This is a genomic window from Mycobacterium sp. NGS63, assembly GCF_059812295.1.
This window is the reverse complement of the sequence record NZ_JCALCJ010000001.1, coordinates 43,980-60,880: the sequence shown is the minus strand read 5'-3', so window position 1 is coordinate 60,880 and position 16,901 is coordinate 43,980. Positions and strand designations below refer to the sequence as shown.

The 16,901-nt window shown below is 67.9% G+C and carries 18 protein-coding genes and 2 pseudogenes; 7 read left to right on the top strand and 13 right to left on the bottom strand.

The features are described 5' to 3' along the window. Positions 1–110 precede the first annotated feature (110 nt). From AC5Y4Z_RS00350 to AC5Y4Z_RS00310, 9 genes are all read right to left on the bottom strand, one after another. Positions 111–425: a hypothetical protein gene (locus AC5Y4Z_RS00350; RefSeq protein WP_499960237.1), complete on the bottom strand. Its 315-nt coding sequence runs from the start codon at positions 423–425 to the stop codon at positions 111–113. A 309-nt stretch (positions 426–734) separates the two neighbouring features. Further along, positions 735–2,081 carry a DUF3631 domain-containing protein gene (locus AC5Y4Z_RS00345; protein ID WP_499960236.1) on the bottom strand — a complete coding sequence of 449 codons (1,347 nt, stop codon included), beginning with the start codon at positions 2,079–2,081 and terminating at the stop codon, positions 735–737. Positions 2,082–2,388: 307 nt separating this feature from the next. Then, positions 2,389–2,586, bottom strand: coding sequence for an excisionase family DNA-binding protein (locus tag AC5Y4Z_RS00340; protein WP_499960235.1), 198 nt, complete (start codon positions 2,584–2,586; stop codon positions 2,389–2,391). A gap of 104 nt (positions 2,587–2,690) precedes the next feature. Then, positions 2,691–3,137, bottom strand: coding sequence for a hypothetical protein (locus AC5Y4Z_RS00335; protein WP_499960234.1), 447 nt, complete (start codon positions 3,135–3,137; stop codon positions 2,691–2,693). Between the two features lie 25 nt (positions 3,138–3,162). Further along, the gene (locus AC5Y4Z_RS00330; protein ID WP_499960233.1) at positions 3,163–4,311 is read right to left on the bottom strand and encodes a tyrosine-type recombinase/integrase; all 1,149 of its coding nucleotides are present in this window, start codon (positions 4,309–4,311) and stop codon (positions 3,163–3,165) included. A 1,224-nt stretch (positions 4,312–5,535) separates the two neighbouring features. Beyond that, positions 5,536–6,117 (bottom strand): hypothetical protein, encoded by a 582-nt coding sequence (locus AC5Y4Z_RS00325; protein WP_499960232.1) that lies wholly within the window; start codon positions 6,115–6,117, stop codon positions 5,536–5,538. 379 nt (positions 6,118–6,496) lie between these two features. Then, positions 6,497–6,874 carry a hypothetical protein gene (locus AC5Y4Z_RS00320; RefSeq protein WP_499960231.1) on the bottom strand — a complete coding sequence of 126 codons (378 nt, stop codon included), beginning with the start codon at positions 6,872–6,874 and terminating at the stop codon, positions 6,497–6,499. Between the two features lie 131 nt (positions 6,875–7,005). Further along, positions 7,006–7,296, bottom strand: a complete 291-nt coding sequence (locus AC5Y4Z_RS00315; RefSeq protein ID WP_499960230.1) for a hypothetical protein — start codon at positions 7,294–7,296, stop codon at positions 7,006–7,008. Between the two features lie 87 nt (positions 7,297–7,383). Next, complete coding sequence (locus AC5Y4Z_RS00310) at positions 7,384–7,872, bottom strand: Rv2253 family sensor-like surface protein (RefSeq protein WP_499960229.1); 489 nt, start codon at positions 7,870–7,872, stop codon at positions 7,384–7,386. A gap of 359 nt (positions 7,873–8,231) precedes the next feature. On the opposite strand from AC5Y4Z_RS00310, the gene AC5Y4Z_RS00305 reads away from it, so the two are divergent. Continuing rightward, positions 8,232–8,336 (top strand): excalibur calcium-binding domain-containing protein, encoded by a 105-nt coding sequence (locus AC5Y4Z_RS00305; RefSeq protein ID WP_499960228.1) that lies wholly within the window; start codon positions 8,232–8,234, stop codon positions 8,334–8,336. A 3-nt stretch (positions 8,337–8,339) separates the two neighbouring features. On the opposite strand, the gene AC5Y4Z_RS00300 is transcribed toward AC5Y4Z_RS00305, so the two are convergent. After that, positions 8,340–9,482, bottom strand: a complete 1,143-nt coding sequence (locus AC5Y4Z_RS00300; protein WP_499960227.1) for a glycosyltransferase — start codon at positions 9,480–9,482, stop codon at positions 8,340–8,342. Between the two features lie 53 nt (positions 9,483–9,535). On the opposite strand from AC5Y4Z_RS00300, the gene AC5Y4Z_RS00295 reads away from it, so the two are divergent. Then, a complete protein-coding gene (locus tag AC5Y4Z_RS00295) occupies positions 9,536–10,462 on the top strand; it encodes a cation diffusion facilitator family transporter (RefSeq protein WP_499960226.1) in 927 nt (308 codons plus the stop codon). Between the two features lies 1 nt (position 10,463). On the opposite strand, the gene AC5Y4Z_RS00290 is transcribed toward AC5Y4Z_RS00295, so the two are convergent. Beyond that, positions 10,464–11,369 carry a cytochrome c oxidase assembly protein gene (locus AC5Y4Z_RS00290; protein WP_499960225.1) on the bottom strand — a complete coding sequence of 302 codons (906 nt, stop codon included), beginning with the start codon at positions 11,367–11,369 and terminating at the stop codon, positions 10,464–10,466. 6 nt (positions 11,370–11,375) lie between these two features. Beyond that, a complete protein-coding gene (locus AC5Y4Z_RS00285) occupies positions 11,376–11,687 on the bottom strand; it encodes a DUF732 domain-containing protein (RefSeq protein ID WP_499960224.1) in 312 nt (103 codons plus the stop codon). 99 nt (positions 11,688–11,786) lie between these two features. Here AC5Y4Z_RS00285 and AC5Y4Z_RS00280 point away from each other — a divergent pair, with 99 nt between their 5' ends. The 3 genes and pseudogenes from AC5Y4Z_RS00280 to AC5Y4Z_RS00270 all read left to right on the top strand — a co-directional run. Beyond that, the gene (locus AC5Y4Z_RS00280) at positions 11,787–12,518 is read left to right on the top strand and encodes a Clp protease N-terminal domain-containing protein (RefSeq protein WP_499960223.1); all 732 of its coding nucleotides are present in this window, start codon (positions 11,787–11,789) and stop codon (positions 12,516–12,518) included. Between the two features lie 21 nt (positions 12,519–12,539). Further along, a complete protein-coding gene (locus AC5Y4Z_RS00275; RefSeq protein WP_499960222.1) occupies positions 12,540–13,055 on the top strand; it encodes a hypothetical protein in 516 nt (171 codons plus the stop codon). Beyond that, positions 13,052–13,507 (top strand): annotated as a pseudogene (locus AC5Y4Z_RS00270) (GNAT family N-acetyltransferase); the annotation flags it as partial. The gene AC5Y4Z_RS00275 and the pseudogene AC5Y4Z_RS00270, both read left to right, overlap by 4 nt. Here AC5Y4Z_RS00270 and zapE read toward each other — a convergent pair. Beyond that, positions 13,497–14,574 (bottom strand): annotated as a pseudogene (gene zapE / locus AC5Y4Z_RS00265) (cell division protein ZapE). The pseudogenes AC5Y4Z_RS00270 and zapE overlap by 11 nt on opposite strands. On the opposite strand from zapE, the gene AC5Y4Z_RS00260 reads away from it, so the two are divergent. Further along, positions 14,573–15,316, top strand: coding sequence for a pyrimidine reductase family protein (locus AC5Y4Z_RS00260; protein WP_499960221.1), 744 nt, complete (start codon positions 14,573–14,575; stop codon positions 15,314–15,316). The pseudogene zapE and the gene AC5Y4Z_RS00260 overlap by 2 nt on opposite strands. Next, positions 15,313–16,884 (top strand): alpha/beta fold hydrolase, encoded by a 1,572-nt coding sequence (locus tag AC5Y4Z_RS00255; RefSeq protein ID WP_499960899.1) that lies wholly within the window; start codon positions 15,313–15,315, stop codon positions 16,882–16,884. The genes AC5Y4Z_RS00260 and AC5Y4Z_RS00255 overlap by 4 nt, the downstream gene beginning before the upstream one ends. Positions 16,885–16,901: the final 17 nt, after the last annotated feature.

Genomic DNA, 16,901 nt, shown 5'->3' with positions numbered 1-16,901 from the left:
GCCTGGGCGTATCACGTAAGCGGCTTGGGGCCTTTGGCGGTCCTCGTCCTTGGGTGTCCCGTTACCCGGGAGGCCCACGAGGGCGGCCATGGTGCGAAGCGGCTCGCCGCTCATCGTAGCCCATCCAGCCGACAAGCCAGGAACTCTCCGCGCGCTTTCATCCAGCGTGTCACGATCGCCGGGTTATCTGGCGCGACAATCGCATAAGTCGTCAACAGATCCTCGGTAGCCGCCACGAGAGAACCGAGCAGCAGCCTCTCCACGTCGACGACAGCGCCGGCAATGACACGCCGGACACTCAGGCACAGGTTCGCGCAGGTGACCACATCAGCGAAGTCGGTGGCCGCCACACCTTCGTCGTCGACACGGAGCCGAGTCAGGCCGTACAGGAACAGGTCACAGACCTCGCGCTCGGCATCGGTCATGTCACACCTCGCGGACCTGCGAATTTCCCTTTTTCGGAAAACTTGGCAGCACTCGCGCCGGACCCGAAGGGTCGCCAACTGTCAACACGCTCAGGGATTGAAAAGCCCCCCTGGCCTGCGGTTTTGCGGTTGGTGCATGGTCGGAAGTGTCCGGTGTACAACAGTGCCGGGTGGTTGGATTGCGTTGTGGGACAGTCGGTTTCGTGCGCAATGAACCACTGTCCATGATCACTGCCGTGTTCGACGCCGCTTGATTCAGCGTGGTCGGGATGGGCGCATGGTCGGGGTGGTTGGCGTAGGAATGCCTGCTTAATCACAGCTGCTGGCCTTCGCGCTTGACCCTGGTCGGGGTCGCGGGATTGTTTTAGTCACTGCCGGCCCGCTTCGGTTGGGCCAGTCGGGTGCTTCTGCCTTTGGCTCCAGGAGATCGGTTACAGCGGTTACATCGGTTGCGAAGTGCGCGCCGTTGAACAGGTCTGTTGTGCTTGTAACCGATGTAACCGATGAATCGCCCGAAACAGAGGCAGCTTCGGCGTCGTTGAGATAGCGGCTCCATGCATCTTGGAACTGACCGCGTGAGTAGCCCTTGATTACTTCGTCGCCGACGCGCAGCGCCTTCGAGCCGATCCCGTACCGTCCCAGCCGATTGGCGAGTCCGCGTGCATCCAATGCTTCACCGCGGCGAATAGTCGCCCAGGGCGATTCCTCGATCCCGTTGAGCACGGCCAGGATGTCGGCGGTGGACATCTTGTCGAGCCCTGACTGACTGAACACCGCGCGCACGTCCTGCAGCAGCAAGATGCCGACGGTGGGCTTTCGCGCTCGGGATGCGGTTACAAGGGTTACAGCGGCTACACGCGCCGACTGTGGCCAGTGACCGCCGGCGAGATCGGCGACGGCAACCAGGGATTCCCACACGTCGGCGTCGCGGTCGGTGACGCTTTGAGGCATGCTCGGCCAACCATCGGCCAGCGGGTCGGTGTTGGTCGACCAGTTGAGTAGCCGCCGGTACAGCGGCGCGGCCTGGGCGCCGTTGACACGCTGACGCCACGGTTCGATTGGCTCATTCGGTGCTCGGCGCCGCATCCGGCAGATGACCGAGCGGGACATCAGCGTTTCGGGCAGATCGTCGAGGCCGGCCAGTGCTACGGCGCAGTACGCGGGCAGCTCTTCGAGTTCGACGGTTTTGCCGCGCAGCGCGCAACGTCCGGCGATAGCGCCCTTGCGGTGTCCCGCGTTGAGCACTCCGCGAATCTCCTCGTGCTCCTTGGCTTTTGGACCGAAGATGGTGTCGACCTCGTCATACAGCACGGTCGGGCGTCCATCCTGGTGGGAAACCCTGCGGAACAGGAAGGCCGGCGTGCAGTTCACCGCGTGCACCGGCCGCGGCACGAGCGGCTCGGTGACCTCCAGGGCGCGCGACTTACCGCTACCCGGCTCGGGCGACAGGAACGCGATTCGCGGTGTGCTGTCCCAGGCGTCCATGAACCAGGTGTGCGCGATCCACAACACATGCGCGGTCAGCTCGTGGGCGCTGGGGTAGACCACGAACCGGGCCAGGAACGCCCGGATGTCGTCGAGCAGCCCGGCGCCGTCGGGTTCGTCCTCGGCGTACCACTCGCGCAGCTCGTCGGATCGGTCGATGGCCTCGGTCATGCGACCAGCTCCCACGCGTGAGCTATCAGCTCGGCCGCCCGCTGACTGTGCCCACCACGGCGCCACATCGCTATCAGGCCATCGCGATTCGCCGCGGGGAGCAGCCCCTGCCCGAGCAGGTGGGCGGCGGCGTCCTCGTAGCCGCGTTCGCCGGGCTCCGGATAACGCCAGGGGTCGCCCCCGGGAAGTCGCCGCGACGCCGCGCGCCGAAGTTCTAACCCGCGGCAGTAGGCGGTAGAATGACAGGCACCTGTTTCGCTACGAGTGGGCCGGTCCGCGGGGGCCGGCCTTTCTCGTTCCGGCGGGCTCATGCCGCACCGCCGAACGGCTGCATGGCGGCGTCGATCTCGTTGAGGTCCAGCCGAATTAATCGGCCGCCGCTGCGGTATGCGCGTAGGCGCCCGTCGGCGATCATTTGCCGGATTGTGCGGTCGGTGACTTGAAGGTATTCGGCCGCTTCAGCGATCTTGACGTAGCGGCGCCGCGTTGAGATTGGTTCGGGCACAGAAGGTCTCCATCATGTGAGATGTGGAGACTTCGCCCGGTGGAAACTGAAGTCGTTTAGCGGTCACCGCGGGGGTCAACCGGAAGCTTAGCACCCCACGATGACTAATCGCCGGAACGGCGCGGGTCGCTTCTCAGACGGTTCTTGGCGTTCGGGTAGATCGAGTGTTGCGGCAGTCCATTCAGCTCAGCGGCCTGCTGCCATTGCCTGTCGGCTTGGACCGCTGCGTCAGGGCTCACATTCATGTCGATGGTGCGCTTTTCATCCTGCGCGCGGCCGACGCCATTCAGTAGCTCCTGCGAATCCAGTTGAACGGGCGCTTTGCACGCCGGGCAATACGCGGCGTATATGGTGATCGATGAATTGTCGATGAAGTCGCTGGCGTCTACGGCAAAGCTACGGTGTTCACCTAGTTCGCCCGGAGCTACGGCCTCTGCCTTGTACAGCATCTTGTAATAGGTAGCGCCGTCTTTGACGTCGGGTACCACCGTAGCGATTCGGTGGCGGCCGGCCTTGGGCGGGTTGCACCAGACACGGACCAGTTCCGTCATTGCGAACACCTTCTTTCGTTTTTGCCTACGGTTGGGCCAGCTTGGACAACAGCGCGGCAATCTCACGGTCGCGACCCTCCGCGGCGTGCTGGTAGCGCATCGCGGCTGCGGGTGTCGAGTGCCCTAAGCGCGCCATGAGTTCCGCCAGTGTGGCGCCGGTGGCGGCCGCCAGTACGGCGCCGCTATGGCGTAAGTCGTGCCAGCGCAGGTCGTCTCGCTGCGCCGCTGCACGCGCCTTGTAGAACTGGCGGTAGAGACTGGCCGGCGCCAGGTGGCCGCCTTGGGCGGCCGGAAACAGTAGCGCGTCGCGCTCTGGGCCGACGAACCGTGCGAGATGGTCCTTGATCGCAGTAAGTAGGTGCGGCGGGATTCCAACGTCGCGGCAGCCCGCGTCGGATTTCGGTGTGGTTTGCCGAAATCCGTCCTTGACGCGCACGACGGCGCGCTCGACCCGGACGATCCCGTAGGCGTCCGCGGGCCTGTCGGGGGGCTCGACGATGACGATGTCGCGCCGGCGGAGTTCGGTCAGCTCCCCGAAGCGCAGCGCGCACCAGGCCGCCAGCAGGACCATCGCCCGGTACTGCTCGGGCATGGCCTGGGAGATGGCCGCGATTTCGTCAAGTGACGCTGGACGGACCTTATGGACCCGGCGCGCGCTGCCGGCGCCGCGGATGACGCATGGGTTGGCCTTGATCTTGCCGTCAGACAACGCGGTACCCATGATCGTCCGCAGCAGTCCGTAGCAGTGGGCGCGCAGCGTCGGCGTCTTCGTACCCATCTTGGCGTGCCACGCGCGCACGTCGTCAGCCGTGATCGACGCGATCGGGAGCGCCCCGAAGGCCGGCCGAATGTGGTTCTCCAGCAGCTTCTCGTAATGCTCGCGTGTGCGGTCCTTCAGATCTCGCTGTGCCATCCAGGTTTTCGAGTAGGTCTCGAATGTCAGCTTGGGTAGGGGTTGCTCGTCGGCCTCGGGCGGCGTCCACGCTTTGCGGATGATCTCGGCGTGCCGCAGCGACAGCCACGAGCGGGCTTCCTTCTTGGTCAGGAATAGCGTGGGCGCCTTGTACCGGCGCCCGTCGGGACCGAAGTAGCGCGCGCGGTAGCCGGTGGCCAGTTTGTCCACCGACCCGAACGTGCCCGCTCGGCGGTCCTTTCGGCCAACTCCTCGCGTCACTGTGACCTTCCCCAGTGTCAGGTCATGACCTGTATGTGACCTGACCATAGCACACTTCCCTCCGCTTGCTTCCGCGTGACTCCCGTTGTACTGTGTGAGGTCAGCGCTGGTAGAGGATCGAAAGCGCTGGTCAAGTGAATAGCGTCAGCAAACCGATTGTACTGGTTCAATCCCAGTATCGCGCACCGCCCTGAACTGCGGATATGCCGCTTCGGTAGGTCCGCTGCCAATATGCTGCCAATAGGTTTCGTCGACCGCCCTGGCTGCCCGCTTTGCCGTCTGATTTGCGCTGTGGGCGACAACCCGGTGGTGCGGCAGTGCCAACGGGCTTGGTCATGGGCTGCGCCGGGGCGAGGCGGTTCTGCTACGGAAACCGCCTCGGGGCGAGACACCTTGTTTATCGCAAAGATGAACCCTCACCTACGGGACGCTTCCGGGAACATCATTTGGCGCGCATTTAGGGGTACGTCGTCGTCGGAGTCGGCCAAGTCATGCTCGTCGGCCACGACGGGACTGGGGTCTCCTGTCGAAGTTCATGTCGCAACCATTGCCCGGCAAGCCAGAAAAACAGGATCATGCCCAAGCACACCCCGACGGCGATGGTCAGCACCCGGCTGAGCCACCGCGACAAGTCATTGAACGCGTCGGCAAGATTGTTTCCCATCTGGCGGGCCGTAACACGTTCGGGCGGCGGAACATTTCCTCGGGACGGCGGCATGTCACTCAATTCAACCCCTGTCTATTGGCGGGTGGGCCGATTCCCTCCCGGCTGTTTCGGCGAACCTAGTCCGTTGACAACGGTGGCAGCTTCGTTTTCACGAAACTGGGAAGGGCCAGGTCCCGTCCGCGTCGGCCCAGCCCCGAACCAGGCCACCTTTCCGGCCGCGTGCCCGGCCCTGTACCGGTTTACGCCCGCCCCGAATGTGCCCCCACCACTCCCACAAGCTCAGCCCCGATCCCCAAGGCGCAGGCAGCCTTTCAACGCGACCCGCTCGATTAGTGGTGGGGTCACGTCGGCAGCGATGGCCAGGCGTATCTCATCGAGCACCGTCCCGAGAATTGCCCGCCGATCACGCGCCGCTGTTATTGCAATCCAGCAGTACAGGCGACCACCCACTGCTCGTTGTGCCCATCGTGAGCGACCACACGACCGGGAGGTTTCGGCTACGCCAATGGTCGACGTATTCGTGGAACTCCAAGCACGCTACCGAACCAAATAACGGATCAGCCGCCGGGCAGAGTCGGCCCTGTGTAGCCAGGAAGCCCGTTAGTTTGCGCAACATAGTTGCACAAAGTGCGGAGACCGTCGCCATCCACCTTGTCCCAGTCGATTTGTGACGCGGCGGAACGGTCGCAGGTGAGCGTGTAATAGGTACTGGTCTCGGTTTTCCCCCCAATGGTTTTCACCGGACCGCTCACGGCGATCGTCCCAGTCTGGAACTGAGGATCAGCGAACAGTGCACTCCACATTTGCCGCGTGGGCAAGATCACTTGCTCGTCCTCCGCGTCGACCTGACTGCCAACACGTGCCCCGGCAGGCTCCTGAACCGTATAGGCGATGGCGCAGGTCGTCTCTCCGGTGCAGTTGACCACCGGCGATCCGTTCAATGGCGTGGCACCGGAAGCGCCGGCGATCGCGTCCTGGACCACCTTCGCGACGGCGTCGTTGCTCACGGTAAACGACGTCGGCGCTGAGTACTTCTTCTGCGGCCCTTCGCATTTGACGGCGAAAAATACGACTCCGATGATGACCAACACGGCCAACCCGATGATGCCCTTGAAAAAATCGTCGATCTTCTCATCCATAGGTGGGGATTTAACCGCACTCAACTTGGACGTGTGTGCTCGTTTGACGATTAACGTTGTCGCTTCCTTGCCCCACGGTCGCGACACCGACGGGCATCCTCGATCACAGACTCCATCTGGCCAAACGGTCCGCTACACGTATCGCACCCAATGGTCGCCCGAGGACGGCGAATACGTTGGCCTCTGTGCCGAATTCGCGAATCTCTCACTCCTGGCCGGGACTGAGCGCGAAGCACTCGCCGGTATCGAATCGCTCGTCGCCGACGTGATCGCCGATATGCGCGCACACGCCGAGCCGCTACCGGCATCGCCCAGCTGACCGCTACGCCGAGAACCCCGGAATGCGGGTGCACCCGTGATCAGATCCGGGACGGCCAGATTAGTCATCCTCGTCGTCATCGTCATCCTCGTCGTCATCGTCGTCCTCGTCGTCATCGTCGTCCTCGTCGTCGTCGTCCTCGTCGTCCTCGTCGTCCTCGTCGTTGTCATCGTCGTCGTCGTCCTCGTCATCATCGTCATCGTCATCGTCGGACTCGTCTTCATCGTCGTCGGACTCATCAACGTCGACGTAGTCGTCGGAGTCCTCGTACGCCTCAGCCTTGTCCGCGTACTTCACCAAGAGCTCAGCCAGGTCGCGCGCCTCGTCCGGCTCCAACAAGTCTTCGAACACCGGCTTGTCGTCCTCAGAGATGCGCTCGACGTACACCGCGTCGCCCTTGGTGCCGACGTCCCACCGGCCCCCCTCGTGCCCAGCCATCCGATGCCGCCTTCCATTAGTGACCTCATCCGAAACCTGGCGCGCTCGACGCCGGTGCGGCGTTGGTTACCCATTTCGAGCCGGCCGCGCTACCTCAATTGGATGCTCGCCAGCCACGGAGGCGAAGAGACCTACGGGTTCTCCTCGATCACGCACTGCACAATCGCATTGGCCAGGGCTGGCTCGAATCCCTGCTGCGTGACTTTCTGCGCTTCGGCACTGGGGGAAACACCGGACTTGAGGTCCATCTGGACGGTGCCGACGAGCTGAGAATTCGTCGGGTCATGATTGCTGATCGGGACGTTTTTGACGCTACCCACGCAACGGCGGTAACCGCTGAGGTCGGCGTGCGCGGACGGCGCAACAATCAGCACACTCGACAAAGCAGCGACGGACAAAGCGGCGACATTGGTGAAACGCATGCTCCATAATATCGCCGGCGATGCCGCAGGAAAAGAACTTTTCAGGACCCGAGACACAAAATGAATCACATTGCTATGCAATGTTTTTCACACCCGATCGGCCCTCATGTCCATGTCGATCGTGCCCTGGCACGCGCCGCTCAAGATGTCGGTGTGCATGACGCCGGCGAGCGAACCGTCGGGCTGGGGCGTGTAACGCACCTCGGAATGGGCCGGATTCCACTGGATCGAGGTGTCGGGCATCATGCAGTCCCACTGGAAATCGCTGACCTGCTTCCAGGACGACCCGTCCCAGGTGAATTGCACCGGCTGGGGAACCGTCGGGTTGCTCGGTGGCGGGCCGCTGACGATCGTCGCGACGCACTTTCCGCTCGCACAGCTCGAGCGGAACCCGTAGGTATCGGTGTGCTGCACCTCGGGATCACCGACCGCCATGCTCGTCCCGGACTTCGGCCCGACCATGAACGTGATCGCGTACTCGCCGTTCCAGGACGCGGCGTCGGCACACGCACCCGGGGCAAGCGCCACGGCAAGCGCGCACAACCCCGCGAGGCTGCTCAGACCGTGTCGGGCCATCGGTTCTCCTCTGGGTTGCGACCCCAGCTACATCCTGTTCCGCCGCGCCGCCGGCGACAAGGGTCTCCCGGCGGAACGGCGCGCCGAGCGTGACGTCAGGGCGAAAAATCGCGCCGGATTTCGCCGTGGCGTCACGCTCGGCGCCAACAAAGGCCTTATGAGGTTCCTATGAGCGGGCACGATTCAGGCTTGCCGCCCCTTGGGCCCTTCCTAACCTTCCTTCCGGCCAACAAGGGAAACGAAAGAGGTATGGAGCCAATGGCATATCGCTACCTTCTGGCGATAGTGGGGGCAATCGCCGCAATCGGTATCGGGGTTTCTGTCGCGCCCGCAGCCCAAGCCGATCCCCCGTACGCCAATTGCAAACAGGCCCATCAGGACGGCGGTACAACATCCCGAAGGGCGACCCCGCCTACGCCCCCAAACTCGACCGCGACAAAGACGGCATCGCCTGCGAAGGGTAGCGACTAAGTGCGGGCGGCGTCCTCGAGGAGATCGGCTGCGCGGGCGGCACTCTCGGCGGGCGCGGTCATCCGCAAAGCCACGTCGCGGGCGCGTGCGGCGCACTCCGGGGTCAGGATCGAACGCAGGTCGGCGACCAAAGACTCCGCGGTGGCGGCCACGAACGGGCGCCCGACGCCGGCCCCCAGCCGTTCGACGCCGGCCGCCCAGACCGGCTGATCGAGCCAGAGCCACAGCACCAAGGTCGGGATCCCGGCGCGTAGGCCCGCGGCCGTGGTGCCGGCGCCGCCGTGGTGGACGACCGCGCGGCACGCCGGCAGGACGGCGGCGTGGTTGACGGCGTCGACAACCCGGACGTGGTCGAAACGGGGCACGCCGGCGAAGTCGTTGGGGCCGCTGCAGATCAGCGCCCGCTCGCCTAGCTGCGCGCACGCCGCGCCGACCATCGCGACCAGGTCGGCCGGCGCCGCGACCGGCGTGCTGCCCAATCCGAAGTAGATCGGCGGCGTCCCCGCGCCGACCCACGACAGCACGTCGGCGTCGGCCTCGGCCGGCAACGAGAGGGTCAGCGCCCCGACGAACGGCCCCTCCGACTCCACCCCGGGCAGGCACAGCTCGTCGTAGGCCTGGATCTCCAAAGGGCAGCCCAAAGCACGCGCCTCCGGCAGGCCGAGCGCCCGGCGCTGGGCCGCCGCGGCGTCCTTGGTCATGCTCGAATACAGCGGCCCCGGCGACAGCAGCCGCGCCGGGAAGAAGTGCAGCGCCGCGAGCGGAATGCCGCAATACTCGGCGACATTGGCGGCCAGCTCCTGCTCGTTGATGCCCGCCACCAGCAGGTCGGCCCCCGCCGCCAGCGACGTCAGCGTCGCGGTCTTCGAAGTCCAGACCCGCGTCAGGCGGTCGAGAACCTCCCCCAGCGCGCCGATCGGGTTCGCGACGCCGCCGACGAAGCCCGCGGCCACGCCCATCTGCTCCCGCGTGTCCGGGCCGTAGGCGACCGCGGTGATCCCGGCCGCCGAGACGAAGCCGACCCTGTCGGGCGAGACCGCCATCCGCACGTCGTGACCCCGGCGCCACAGCTCGCGGCCGACCGCGGCGCAGGGCTCGACGTCGCCCCGGCTCCCGTAACCGACCAGCACGAACCTCATCGCCGCAACCTAACCAGTTTGAGCGACACCGCGCAGGCGAGCATATTTGGCGTATGCATGTGATCAACGGAGTGCGCGACCCGGCGTCCAGTTTCCCGCTCGACACCACCGCCGACGACGCCAGCGAGCGTCGCCAGGCCAACCGGGCCGTCGCCGTCAGCGCCGTCGGATTGGCGCTGACCGGGCTGCTCGAACTGGCCATCGCGCTGGTGTCCGGCTCGGTGGCGCTGCTCGGCGACGCGCTGCACAACCTGTCGGACGTGTCGACGAGCGCGGTGGTGTTCATCGGGTTCCGGGCCTCCCGCAAGCTGCCGACCGAGCGGTATCCCTACGGCTACGAGCGCGCCGAAGACCTCGCCGGCGTGGGCGTGGCCCTGGTGATCTGGGGCAGCGCCGCCGTCGCCGGGTTCGAGAGCGTCACCAAGCTGCTGCGCCACGGCGGCACCGCGCACCTGGGCTGGGGCATCGCCGCCGCGGCGGTGGGGATCGCGGGCAACCAGCTGGTGGCCCGCTACAAGCTGGTGGTGGGCCGGCGGATTCGCTCGGCGACGATGGTGGCCGACGCCAAGCACTCCTGGCTCGACGCGCTGTCGTCGGCCGGGGCGATGCTCGGGCTGATCGGCGTGGCGCTGGGCTGGCCCTGGGCCGACGCGGTCGCCGGGATTGTGGTCACCGTGTTCATCTGCCACGTCGGCTGGGAGGTGACCGCCGACATCGCCCACCGCCTGCTCGACGGCGTCGACCCCGAAATCATCGCGACGGCCGAGTCCGCGGCCACGACCGTACCCGGTGTCATGCACGCCCACGCCCGGGCGCGCTGGACCGGGCGCACCCTGCGCGTCGAGGTGGAGGGCTTCCTGGAGCCGGAAACCCCACTGGCGCAAGCGGATCGGATCGGTCGCACCGTGGCCGCCAAGCTGGCGCCCGAGATTCCCGACATGCACAGCTTCACCTGGACGGCGCGGGCAGCGTCCGGCTGAGTCAGCCGCGGCGGAATCGCTCGCGCAGCTGCGGGTCGTTCTCCCACCACAGCCCCGACGGCGCGGCGGGCTCAGCCTCCGCCGCGTCCAACTCGGCATCGACCTCGACCGCGTGCGCTTTCTCGTCTCGCGACAGCGCGCGCATCAGCAACAGCACGAACGGCCAGCCGACCAGGTCGCCGAGGATCCACAGCACGCCGGCGCCGATCGTCTGGTCGAGGCGCTGATCGGGGCCCCAGGATCGGCGCAGCCCCGCGTAGTACGCCGCGCCGATCAGCGGGCCCTGCCAGAGGACCAGCCCCAGCACGCCGTCGCCGAGCGACTCGGCGACCGTGATCAACAACGAGATGCCCTGCGGATACCTGCGAGGCACGGGGTCAGCCTGCAGCCGGGCGTAGAAATACCCAAACCCGATCGCCACCAACAGGATTCGGGTGGGCGCCCCGACCCATTCGCTGCGCAGCGCCGCGGTGTACCAGGGCGTCAGGTAGAGCAGCCACGGCGTGCCCAGCATCGCCAGCGACGTGGTCAACGGGTGCGCCAGCACCCGCGCGAGCCGGGACCCCAACAGCGCATCGACCCTTGCGACTCCCAGCGCGTCGCGCGCGACGGTGACCGGCCTGCCCTGCGCCAGGAAGAACGGCACCACGTACAACAGCAACAGCACCTGCAGCGCCCGCACCCAGAACAGCGAATAGGCATACACGCCAACGGCGCTCACCGTTGCCAGCGCCCACAGCAGCACGCCGGCCCCGAAGCACCCGGCCTGCGCGGGCCGGATCGGTCCCTTGCGGTAGCAGCGGACGTAGGCGACGGCCACCGCGACGATGACCGCCACGGAGAACAGGTCCGGCCGCCAGCTCTGAACCAGGGCGGGCCCGGTCAGCGGCCCCGGATCGGCGCGCATGGCCGCTCAGCCGCCGGGCGCCAGCGCCTGCGGGCAATAGACATTCGCCGCGATCGCGGTGAACCGCGCGGCGTTGTCGCCGTGCAGCCCGGCATTCTGGGCCTGGATCGCCTTGACCACATCCACCATCTGCGTCCCCTTGCCCACCTGCTCGCACACCCATTTGCCGGCGCCGATCGCCCGGGCCGGGTCGGGATAGGTGATGCCGGCCGCCTGCAGCGAGGCGAGGAACGCGTCGTCGTTGCCGTCGGCGCGCGCCGGCCCAGCCAGGCCGACCACGGCGACCAGGCTCGTCAGGGTCAACAGCAGTGGCTTCACGATCCCTTGATCGTCGCAGAGCGGCGGCGACGACGCCATCTCGCGCGAGCGTCAACCTCCGGTTGACACGGCCCCTAGCGTCAACCTAGTGTTGACGGCATGTCGCAGCCGATCGCCTACCCCGTCCGCCTCGACGAGCTGATCAACGCCATCAAGAAAGTCCACGACAACGCGCTCGACCAGCTCGCCGACGCGGTGCTGGCCGCCGAGCACCTGGGCGAGGTCGCCGACCACCTGATCGGGCACTTCGTCGACCAGGCCCGCCGCTCGGGGGCGTCGTGGACCGACATCGGCAAGAGCATGGGCGTCACCAAGCAGGCCGCCCAGAAGCGATTCGTGCCGCGCGCCGAGCCCACCACCCTGGACCCCGAACAGGGCTTCGGCCGCTTCACGCCGCGGGCCCGCAACGCCGTCGTCGCCGCCCAGAACGCCGCGCACGAGGCCGCCAATCGCGAGATCACGCCCGACCATCTGCTGCTGGGCGTGCTCAGCGATCCGGCCGCGCTGGCCACGCAGCTCCTGCTGCGACAGCAGATCGACGTCGACGCGCTGCGCGCCGGCGTGACGTTGCCGCCGGCCTGCGACGACACACCGAAGCTGATCCCGTTCAGCGGCCCGGCGCGCAAGGCGCTGGAACTGACCTTCCGCGAGGCACTTCGCCTCGGGCACAACTACATCGGCACCGAACACCTGCTGCTGGCGCTGCTCGAACTCGAGGACGGCGCCGGGCCGCTGCACCGGGCCGGCGTCGATAAGGACCGGGTCGACGACGACGCCGCGGCGGTGCTCGAAGCACTGGCCAGCGGGAAGAACCCCTCCCCTTCGCCGTAGGGCGTGTGCGATCATGCGAAGATGCGCCGCTGGCTGATCGCCCTGTCCGCCTTGCTCGTCGCCGCCGCGAGCGTCACCGCGACCGTGCCGAAAGCCTGGGCCGGCGACGCGCCGATCGGCCACCTCGGCGACACGCTGCGCGTCGACACCGGCCAATACGTCGCCGATATCACCGTCACCAGCGTGGCCCCCTGCGACCCGCCGCCGGGATTCGGCTACACGCGCAGCGGCGTTCCGATCAAAAGCTTTCCCGGCAGCACCCCCACCCGCGCCGACGTGACGGTCCGCGCGGTCCGGGTGCCCAACCCGTACGTGATGGCCACCGACTTCAGCTTCGACGGCGTGACACCGTTCGCCGACGCCTACAAGCCGCGCGCCACCGACGCGCCCGACGCGCTGGACAACGTGCTCGTCAACGCGCCGAACGGGGCGATCGTGCGCGGCGGGGTCTACTGGGACGCCTACCGCGACCCGGTCTCCACGGTCGTGCTGCTGGACAAGAAGACGGGTTACCACCTCGCGCAGTGGAATCTTTGACGCTCGCCGCACAGCTGGCCGACGTTGCCGCGCAAACCTTTCCGCTGGCGTGCCCCCCGGCGACGGCCCCGGACGACATTGCGTCGTTCGTCGAGGCCAACCTGTCGGCCGACCGCTTCGCGGAGTACCTGGCCGACCCGGACCGCGCGGTGCTCACCGTCACCGACGGCGGCCGGATCATCGGCTACGCCATGCTCGTTCGCGCGGGTGACACCGCCGAGCTGTCCAAGATGTACGTGTTGCCCGACCACCACGGCGGCGGGGCGGCGGCGACGCTGATGCAGCGCGCGCTGGCCGCCGCCGGCGACTGGGGCGTGGCCAGTGTGTGGCTGGGCGTCAATCAGAGAAATCAACGCGCGCAACGCTTTTACGCCAAGTTTGGTTTCACGGTCACCGGCACCAGGACCTTCCGGGTGGGCGCCGGCACCGAAGACGACTTCGTCATGGCGCGGTCAGCGCCACCAGCCGCGACGTCGCCCGCAGGTACTTCTTCCGGTACCCGCCGGCCAGCATCTCCTCGCTGAAGATGGTGTCCAGCTTGGCCCCCGACGCCACCACCGGGATGCCGGCGTCGTAGAGCCGGTCGGTCAGCGACACCAGCCGCAGCGCGACGTTCTGGTCGTCGATGGGATGCACGCCGGTCAAGAACACCGCCGTCACCCCCTCGATCAGCGTCAGATACCGCGACGGGTGCATGGTGGCCAGGTGCGCGCACAGCGCGTCGAAGTCGTCCAGCGTCGCCCCGCCGGCCTCCGCGGCGCGCGCCGTCACCTCCGCGTCGGTCAACGGCTGCGGCGCAGGTGGCAGGCCGCGGTGCCGGTAGTCGGGGCCCTCGATGCGCACCGTGGTGAAAATGCTTGCCAGCGTGTTGATTTCGCGCAGAAAGTCCTGGGCGGCAAACCGGCCCTCGCCGAGCTGCTCGGGCAGGGTGTTGGAGGTGGCCGCCACCGAGACGCCCCGCTCGACCAGCGACGAGAGCAGCCGCGAGATCAGCGTGGTGTTGCCGGGGTCGTCGAGCTCGAACTCGTCGATGCAGACGGCCGTGTAACCGGCCAGCATCTCGATGCATTCGGCGAAGCCGAACACCCCGGCGAGCTGGGTGAGCTCCCCAAAGGTGGCGAACGCCTTGGGAGTTGGCGGTTCGGGGCCGCCGCCGGGCAACTTGTAGTAGGCCGAGGCGAGCAGGTGGGTTTTGCCCACACCGAAGCCGCCGTCGAGGTAGAGCCCGACGCCGGGCAACACGGCGCGGCGCCCCAACAACTTTCGGCGGCCGGCCCGGCGGTTGACGGCCTGGTCGCAGAAGTCCTGGCACGCCGCGACGGCGGCCGCCTGCGTCGGCTCCGCCGGGTCCGGGCGGTAGGTGGCAAAGCTCACGTCGGCGAACGTTGGCGGCGGGCGCAACTGGGCGATCAGGCGCTCCGGCGACACGCTGGGTTGGCGATCCACCAGGCGGGCCACCCGGTGAGAAGCGGACCCGTGCATGCCCCGAACTGTAGCGGCGTGCTGCAATCGAGCCCATGCTGACGCTGCTCGGCTCGACGCGGGAACTCGACGACGGCGACCTGCCGCGGCTGTACGGCTACCCGGACGGGGATGCGACCTGGGTGCGGGCGAACTTCATCGCCAGCGTCGACGGCGGCGCCACCGCCGACGGCAGCAGCGGCGCCATGGGCGGGCCCGGCGACCGGCACATCTTCAACCTGCTGCGCGAGCTGGCCGACGTGATCGTCGTCGGGGCGGGCACCGTGCGGATCGAGGGGTACTCCGGCGCGCAGCTGGGCGTCGCGGAACGCCAGGGCCGCCAGGCCCGCGGGCAAAGCGAGATCCCGCGGATCGCGATCGTCACCCGCTCCGGCCGCCTCGACCGCGACATGCCGGTGTTCACCCGGACCGAGGTGCCGCCGCTGGTGCTCACCCGCACGGCGGCCGCCCAGGACACGCGCCGGCTGATCGGCGACCTGTGCGAGGTGGTCGACTGCTCCGCGGACGATCCCGGCAAGGTCGACGAGGCCACGCTGCTCGAGGCGCTCGCGGCGCGTGGCATGCGCCGCATCCTGACCGAGGGCGGCCCGACGCTGCTGGCCACGTTCGTCGAGCGCGGCCTGCTCGACGAGCTCTGCCTGACGATCGCGCCCTACCTCGTCGGCGGCCAGGCAAGGCGCATCGCGGCGGGCCCGGGCCAGCTGCTGACCCGCATGCGCTGCGCCCACGTCCTCACCGACGACGCCGGCTACCTTTACACCCGCTACGTCCGGGGATAGCTAGGGTGGTCGGCATGAGTCGGCGCATCGCCCTGGTCCTGCTCGCGGTGGCCGCGACGCTGGCCGGCTGCGTTCCCGGCCTGGCCGCCGACCCCCGCTTCGCCACCAACTCCGGCGCCCACCCGCAGGGCGTGCCGCCCACCAAACCGCCGCCGGGCGGGCCGCCGCAGATCGCCGCGCCCAAGAACGACCTGTCCTGGCACGACTGCACGTCGAAGGTCTTCACCGACGCGGCCGTCCCCGCGGCGCCGGGCGTGCAGCTGGATTGCGCCAACTACGACGCCGACCTCGACCCGGTCAACGGCGGCTCGGGGACTTTGACCATCGGGGTGGTCCGCGCCCGGTCGGACAAGACGCCGCACGACGCGGGCCCGCTCGTCTTCACCACCGGCTCCGACCTGCCGTCGTCGGCGCAGTTGCCGGTGTGGCTGGCCCGGGCGGGCGCCGACGTCCTGCAGACCCACCCGATCGTCGCCGTGGACCGGCGCGGCACGGGCATGTCGAGCGCCATCGACTGCCGCGACCAGCTGGACCGTCAGGCGATGCGCGACCAGGCGCAATTCCAGACCGGCGACGACCCCGTCGCCAACCTGTCCGACATCTCCAACACCGCCACCACGAACTGCACCGACGCGCTGGCGCCGGGCGCGTCGGCCTACGACAATTCGCACGCCGCCTCCGACATCGAGCGGCTGCGCACCCTGTGGGACGTGCCCGCGGTCGCGCTGGTCGGGGTCGGCAACGGCGCCCAGCTGGCGCTGGCCTACGCCGCGTCGCGGCCCGACCGGGTGGCCCGGCTGATCCTCGACTCGCCGGTGGCGCTGGGCGTCAACGCCGAGGCGGCCGCCGAGCAACAGGTCAAGGGCCAGCAGGCCGCGCTCGACGCGTTCGCCGCGCAGTGCGTCGCGGTCAACTGCGCGCTGGGCCCCGACCCGAAGGGCGCCGTCAGCGCGCTGTTGTCCGACGCCCGGGCCGGACATGGTCCCGGTGGGGCGTCGGTCGCCGCGGTGGCCAACGCCGTCACGGTCGCGCTGGGCTTTCCCGGCGGCGGCCGCGTCGACGCCACGACGAACCTGGCCAACGCGCTGGCGGCCGCCCGCTCCGGTGACGTCAACCCCCTGAACAACCTGATCGCCCACGCGTACGCCGTCACCGACACCGACGGCCAGTTCGTCGGCTCCTGCAGCGACGCCGTCAACCGTCCCACCCCGGACCGGGTGCGCGAGCTCGTGGTGGCGTGGGCCAAGCTCTACCCGCAATTCGGCACCGTCGCCGCGCTCAACTTGGTCAAATGCGTGCACTGGCCGACGATTCCGCCGCCGGCGCCGCCGAAGAACCTCAAGATCGACGTCCTGCTGGCCGGCGTGCAGAACGACCCGATCGTCGGCAGCGAGGGCGTGGCGCAGACCGCCGCCACCATCATCAACGCCAACGCGGCCAGCAAGCGGGTGATGTGGCAGGGCATCGGTCACGGCGCGAGCATCTATTCGCCGTGCGCGGTCCCGCCGCTGATCGGCTACCTCAACAGCGGCAAGCTGCCGGGGACCGACACCTACTGTCCCGCCTGAGATTCGGGGACGGCCCC